8 protein-coding genes are annotated in these 6,045 nt (G+C 58.0%); 1 reads left to right on the forward strand and 7 read right to left on the reverse strand.

The features are described from left to right. Nucleotides 1-10 precede the first annotated feature (10 nt). From AC2FNB_RS20170 to petA, 7 genes are all read right to left on the reverse strand, one after another. On the reverse strand, nucleotides 11-670 hold the full coding sequence (locus tag AC2FNB_RS20170; RefSeq protein WP_496748571.1) for a TetR/AcrR family transcriptional regulator: 660 nt from the start codon (nucleotides 668-670) through the stop codon (nucleotides 11-13). A gap of 105 nt (nucleotides 671-775) precedes the next feature. Then, nucleotides 776-1,297: a helix-turn-helix transcriptional regulator gene (locus tag AC2FNB_RS20175; RefSeq protein WP_496748572.1), complete on the reverse strand. Its 522-nt coding sequence runs from the start codon at nucleotides 1,295-1,297 to the stop codon at nucleotides 776-778. After that, entirely contained in the window at nucleotides 1,294-1,869 is a 576-nt protein-coding gene (locus AC2FNB_RS20180; protein ID WP_496748573.1) for a cytochrome b/b6 domain-containing protein, read from the reverse strand. The genes AC2FNB_RS20175 and AC2FNB_RS20180 overlap by 4 nt, the downstream gene beginning before the upstream one ends. A 6-nt stretch (nucleotides 1,870-1,875) precedes the next feature. After that, nucleotides 1,876-2,127, reverse strand: a complete 252-nt coding sequence (locus AC2FNB_RS20185; RefSeq protein WP_480748997.1) for a PepSY domain-containing protein — start codon at nucleotides 2,125-2,127, stop codon at nucleotides 1,876-1,878. Between the two features lie 201 nt (nucleotides 2,128-2,328). Continuing rightward, on the reverse strand, nucleotides 2,329-3,120 hold the full coding sequence (locus AC2FNB_RS20190) for a cytochrome c1 (RefSeq protein WP_480748998.1): 792 nt from the start codon (nucleotides 3,118-3,120) through the stop codon (nucleotides 2,329-2,331). A gap of 18 nt (nucleotides 3,121-3,138) precedes the next feature. Next, nucleotides 3,139-4,470 (reverse strand): cytochrome b, encoded by a 1,332-nt coding sequence (petB, locus tag AC2FNB_RS20195; RefSeq protein WP_496748574.1) that lies wholly within the window; start codon nucleotides 4,468-4,470, stop codon nucleotides 3,139-3,141. 12 nt (nucleotides 4,471-4,482) lie between these two features. Then, nucleotides 4,483-5,043: a ubiquinol-cytochrome c reductase iron-sulfur subunit gene (gene petA / locus AC2FNB_RS20200; RefSeq protein WP_480749000.1), complete on the reverse strand. Its 561-nt coding sequence runs from the start codon at nucleotides 5,041-5,043 to the stop codon at nucleotides 4,483-4,485. A gap of 507 nt (nucleotides 5,044-5,550) precedes the next feature. Here petA and AC2FNB_RS20205 point away from each other — a divergent pair. Then, on the forward strand, nucleotides 5,551-5,997 hold the full coding sequence (locus AC2FNB_RS20205) for a c-type cytochrome (protein ID WP_480749001.1): 447 nt from the start codon (nucleotides 5,551-5,553) through the stop codon (nucleotides 5,995-5,997). Nucleotides 5,998-6,045: the final 48 nt, after the last annotated feature.

Genomic DNA, 6,045 nt, shown 5'->3' on the forward strand with positions numbered 1-6,045 from the left:
TGCAGCAAGCTCATTCGCCCATGCCTTTCGTCCAAAGCGTTGTAAGAGTGTCGACAACGGTGTCCGGGTCTTTCGAGATCGACCCCACCCAGGGATCTTTGGTTACGAACAGTGCTGTCAGATACTGATCGACCATTCCGCCAAGCGCGTAAGCGCGCCGCATCAGTTCATCTTCGGCAGGTCTACTGCCCCAGTGTTTTTTCAGATACGCACGCACAACGGTTCTCGCCCACTCGTTGTTGAGCCGTTGAAAAGCTGCCCTGGCTTCGGGAAAAGCGTCGATGCCCACGACAAGGCATTTCATCAAGCCTGCATTGGCCTTGAATAGCTCGAAATAACCTGCCGTGGTATTGCGGATCGGGTCGCCATCTTGTCTGGCTGCGGCCCGCATCTGAACTTGCAGATAGTCCACGAACTTGCTCAGCAGGTGGCCCGCCAGGTCGTTTCGATCTTTGAAGTACAGATAAAACGTACCATGCGCGACGCCCGCTTGCTGGCAAACGGTCGACACGGTCAGCAAATCAAGTGTGTTGTCGGCAAGGAAGGTCGTGCCGGAAATGAGAAGATCAAGCCGGGTACGCTCGCCCTTGCGCATGCGCTCCCGGCCGATGGATAACCATGTCTCAAACGGGTCGGTTTTCGGACCAGATATTCCATTGGCAGGGATCATTGTACCTCCATTTTATGAAACTGACATCAGTATCATAAATGATTCGAGTCAAGAGCCTGAATAGTCTGCGCTGGCCTTCGGCGGTGAAGGCGACCATCGCCCGCGCTACACGGAGTCGGACAAAAGCTCCTCCATAAAGAGACTCAGCAACTGAGCTCGCCCATCCACCCCAGCCTTGGCATAGATAGAAGTCGATTGCGCCCGTACGGTTCCCGCCGCCCGACCGCGAATGCGCGCGATGGAATCGTTGTCCAACCCTTTCAGGATCAGCAGGGCGACATCCCTTTCGGCCTGTGTCAGGCCCCATTGCGCAAAAAAGCCTTCGATGACTTCCGCCATCTCGCCACGCGCCGCCTTCAGACCGGTGGTAACGCGGGTCATCTTTGCAAGCAGCGCGCGCAGTTCGAACATGAAGAACAGGATGCCTGCACACAGCACGACTGCGACAAAGCTTTCCAGGACAAGATGCCCTCCACCCTCCCCGGCAGGATCGCGTACGTCCAGAATGACATCGACGATAAAGAACAACGCACATAGCGACTGGATCACGATCATCGCCGCCATTAGCGCGGCCCGGCGCGCGTCAGCGTCGCCGGACCTCAGGGTCTGAATGACCCTTTTGATCATTTGACCGACCAACCGTCGGGAATGTCCTTGCGTCCCGTAATCATTGCTTTCACCAAACCTACGCCTGTCCGCCTTTGATCCAGAACCACTCCGCCAACATGGATCACCACGGACAACATCAGCCAGTTGAACGCCAGTTCGTGCACCTCTTCAACCCACTCCACGCCAAAAAACCGGATCGAGCCCATCATGACGCCCGTGCCGCAAATCACCAGAAGGGTCAGCCAGATATTATAGGCCATCAGAGCACCCAGCGGATTGTGGGACAAGTGCACGACCCGGTCCCCCGCCCATGCCTCCTTTGCATGGTTCAACACGGCCCGCGGGTAAGGGACAAAAGCAGAAAACCGGGCCGAAGCCGGACCTGTGACGCCCCAGAGCAGCCTGACAAGAACAACCGCCAGAACCGCATATCCAATGAGTTCATGCGCTTTCCCCTCATCATCGACAATCATCCCGTTCAACACGACACCAAGAACGACAGTCCAGTGAACAAGCCGCACCAGCGGATCCCACACCCGATAGCTGCGGGCACTCAGGTGCCCGCGCTCTGTTTCAGCATGACTAGCCATCCGGCTTCACTCCTGCTCGACCTTGGAAATCTTGCCGCTTGCCGGATCGACATACACTTCGGCAAGTTCCTTACCCTTCACGACATAGGCTTCGATCTTTCCGTCTTCCATTTCGATCTTGCGCACATCGAACCCCATATCGGTCAGGCTTGTGCGCACTTCAGCTTCGGTTTTTCCCACCTCTGCACCGGGAGCAAGGTCAAGCGCCAGAACCGGCGAAGCAACAAGCAGGCCCGCAATGATCGACAGATATCTCATGATATTTCTCCGTTTTCAGATCCCGTGGCGGACTGCCCGCCAGCAAGGCCAACCTGTGCCGCTCGCCCCGATCGAACCATTGGGTTCGGGCTTAAACACGGGGATCTAAGCGCGCGCTGACGTTTGAAAACCGAACCTGTCCCAACAAAAAACCCCCGCGCGACGCGCGGGGGTTTTGACTTCAGACGTGTTTGTCAGGGATCAGTGTCTCTTGCCCTTAACCGGCGCCCAAAGGCGCTTGTTGGTCAGGTACAACAGCACCGAAAGGATGGTCAGGAAGATCACACCCACGAATCCGGCCTGCTTGCGGGCCATCATCTTGGGTTCTGCCGTCCACATCAGGAATGCGGCGACGTCCTGTGCCATGGCCTCGACGGTGTTCTCGTGGCCATCGGCAAACTCGACCTGCTCGTCGAACAGCGGTGGCGCCATCGAAATCCAGCCGCCGGGGAAGGCGGTATTTTCGTACAGGATGGTGCCGGCCTCTTCCTTTTCATGGCCGGTATAGCCATGCAGCAGCGAGGCGATGTATTCCGCGCCGCCCATGCCCTTGAACAGCTGGTTGATGCCCAGGCCGTAGGGGCCATGGAAACCGGCGCGCGCCTTGGCCATAAGACTCAGATCAGGCGCGCCAGCCGCCGTGTTGGCCGGGAAATGGTCAACGGGCTTGGCCGGCACGTCCTCGTCGAGTTCCGGATCGTAAACAGTGAAGTTGTCAGCCGCATAGGCGCGAACCTGATCCATTGTGAACCCGACACCGCCCTCATCGGCCAGTGTGCGCAGGGGAACATATTGCAGGCCGTGGCAGGCCGAGCAGACCTCGGTATAGATCTGCAGGCCGCGTTGCAGCTGGTGCTGATCATAGGTGCCGAACGGGCCTTCGAACGAGAACTGGAAATCCTCGATATGCTGTTCGCCGCCACCTGCCGCGAATGATGCGGCAGGAACAAACGCCAGAGCAACAGCGGCGCCGATTGCAAGTTTCTTGAACATGGTTTTCTGTCCCTCTTCTTACTCGGCGGGTGTGGCGTCGGCGTCAGCCTTGCCATAGTGCGCGTTGAAGTCTTCTTCGATGGTTTCCGGCTGCGGCTCGGGCTTTTCGATAACGCCCAGGATCGGCAGGATCACGAAGAAATAGGCGAACCAATAGGCCGACGCGATCAGCGAGAAGGATGCATAGGGTTCTTCTGCAGGCATCGCGCCCAGCCACATCAGGGCCATGAAGTCGATGATCAGCAGGTAGAACCACCACTTGAACATCGGACGGTACTTGCCCGAACGCACCGACGAGGTGTCCAGCCACGGCGCCAGCGCCATGGCCAGGATCGCGCCGAACATCGCCATCACGCCAAAGAACTTGGCGTCAATGATGCCACCGGTGATGAAGCTGGCGAACTGAACAACCCAGACCTCGCCGGTAAAGGCGCGCAGGATTGCATAGAACGGCAGGAAGTACCATTCCGGCACGATATGCGCGGGCGTCACAAGCGGGTTGGCTTCGATATAGTTGTCGGGGTGGCCCAGATAGTTCGGCATGAAGCCGACGATGGCCCAGAAGACAACCAGAACAACCGCCAGGGCAAAGAAGTCCTTGATCACGAAATAGGGCCAGAACGGCAGCGTGTCCTTCTCGGCCTCGGCTTTCGACCCTTTGCGAACATCAACGCCCGTGGGGTTGTTGTTGCCGGTGGTGTGGAAGGCCCAGATATGCACCACGACCAGCGCCGCAATGACGAACGGCAGCAGGTAGTGCAGCGAGAAGAAGCGGTTCAGCGTGGCGTTGTCCACGGCGGGTCCGCCCAACAGCCAGGTCTGGATGCTTTCGCCGATGAACGGGATCGCGCCGAACAGGCCGGTGATCACGGTTGCGCCCCAGAACGACATCTGTCCCCAGGGAAGAACGTAACCCATGAATGCAGTGCCCATCATGCACAGATAGATCAGCATGCCGATGATCCACGTGATCTCGCGCGGGGCCTTGTACGAGCCATAGAAAAGACCGCGGAAGATGTGGATATAAACGGCGACAAAGAACAGCGACGCCCCGTTCATGTGCAGATACCGCAGCATATGGCCGCCGTTCACGTTGCGCATGATGTGCTCGATGCTGGCAAAGGCCAGATCGACCTGCGGGGTGTAATGCATCACCAGCACGATGCCAGTGATGATCTGCAGTGCCAGGCAGAAAGCCAGAACAATTCCCCAGATCCACCACCAGTTCAGGTTCTTCGGGGTGGGGATCATGATGGTGTCGTAAAGCAGACCGACGATGGGCAGGCGGCTGTGCAGCCACTTTTCCGCGCCTGTCTTCGGTTCGTAATGGTCGTGCGGAATTCCGGACATGAGCGCGTTTCCTTATCCCAGCTTGATAACGGTAGGTTCGACGAACTCGGCCACCGGAACCGGCAGGTTCTCGGGCGCGGGCCCTTTGCGGATGCGGCCAGACGTGTCGTAGTGCGAACCGTGACAAGGGCAGAACCAACCATGATAGTCGCCTGCGCCATCACCCAGCGGCACACAACCAAGGTGCGTACACACGCCCATCATCACCAGCCATTCGCCACTCTCGTCCAACGAACGGTTTTCGTCCGCCGCGTCAAGGCCGGGCTTGTTGGCGTTGCGATCGTTGTTGTCCGGCAGTTCTGCCAGGTCGACCGAACGCGCCTCTTCGATTTCCTCGGGTGTCCGGCGGCGGATGAAGACCGGTTTGCCCAGCCACTTCACGGTGATCTGGGTGCCTTCTTCGACGCCACTGATATCCACGCGGATCGAGGACAGCGCCTGAACGTCGGCCGACGGGTTCATCTGATTGACGAGCGGCCAGACGGCAGCCCCTGCGGTTACAGCACCTGCGCCAGCCGTGGCGTAGTAGAGGAAATCTCTGCGGGTGCCTTCGTGATCTTCTGCGTGGGACACGAGGTTTTCTCCGAATTCCAACGCCCGGCGGACGGGCAAACATGCATCAGCACCGCAACAAAGCGGCGTCTCATCGCGCGTATCTATCCGGGAGAAAACGGTTCGTCCAGCGGTCATAGGCGCGCAGGACCCCGCATCAGCCCTTTCATGTCGCAATGCGGACACAAATTTCAAGATCGGGGCGGCAAAATCATGAAAACGCGCCCGTATTTGGCGGAATACCGAAAATCCGTGCCCCAGGCGATTCGCTTTTGTCGCGTTATGCTCACCATACAGCCGGTGGCTTCCAGCCCTGATGCAACTTCATCGCAGGGAAGCTTCGCTCACGGTCTGTCCGGCTCAGTCTGGTGAAATCCATCAACTACCCCTTTGGTTGTGCATGTTCCAATTAAACATCTATTTTATATAGAAATTTTATTCCTCAAAATGGCCACATTCCTGCTATTGCACCTATTGCGAGAACCACGCTATGTCCCGGTGGATGCATATTCAGGATGGAGGTTGGGCGTGATTAAAACGATTTTTGCGGCCCTTATTCTTGCAACCGCCTCTACGGCGACGGCCCATGCCGCCGGAGATCCGGCAAAAGGCGAACAACTTTACAGCCGCTGTTCCTCCTGCCACGCAATCATCAAGGACGGCAAGGTGCTGGTCAAAGGCGGGATCACCGGCCCGAACCTGTACGGGGTCATCGGTCGGGTCGCCGGAACCGAATACGACTACCTCAATGGCAGCGAGCGCTTGCCCATCGGCATGTTCACCGACGACATGATCCGCGCCGGCCAAGAAGGCCTCGTCTGGACCGAAGAGAACATCACCGCCTATGCCGCCGACCCCATTGGTTTCATTCAGGAATTCCTGAACGATGAAACTGCCCGCCCGAACATGAGCGTCAAGCTCAAATCCGGGGCCGAAGACATCACTGCCTATCTGGCGACCTTCAGCCCCCAGTAAACCCGGCGCCTGATGCTGGCTAAGCCTTGTGCATCAAGGCGGCCAGCC

The sequence above is a fragment of the Ruegeria sp. BHSB058 genome (assembly GCF_059613285.1).

What these genes read in the sequence shown, in the direction of transcription:
- AC2FNB_RS20170 (WP_496748571.1), bottom strand. Translation starts at nt 670, where the DNA reads ATGATCCCTGCCAATGGAATATCTGGTCCGAAAACCGACCCGTTTGAG.
- AC2FNB_RS20175 (WP_496748572.1), bottom strand. Translation starts at nt 1,297, where the DNA reads ATGATCAAAAGGGTCATTCAGACCCTGAGGTCCGGCGACGCTGACGCG.
- AC2FNB_RS20180 (WP_496748573.1), bottom strand. Translation starts at nt 1,869, where the DNA reads ATGGCTAGTCATGCTGAAACAGAGCGCGGGCACCTGAGTGCCCGCAGC.
- AC2FNB_RS20185 (WP_480748997.1), bottom strand. Translation starts at nt 2,127, where the DNA reads ATGAGATATCTGTCGATCATTGCGGGCCTGCTTGTTGCTTCGCCGGTT.
- AC2FNB_RS20190 (WP_480748998.1), bottom strand. Translation starts at nt 3,120, where the DNA reads ATGTTCAAGAAACTTGCAATCGGCGCCGCTGTTGCTCTGGCGTTTGTT.
- petB (WP_496748574.1), bottom strand. Translation starts at nt 4,470, where the DNA reads ATGTCCGGAATTCCGCACGACCATTACGAACCGAAGACAGGCGCGGAA.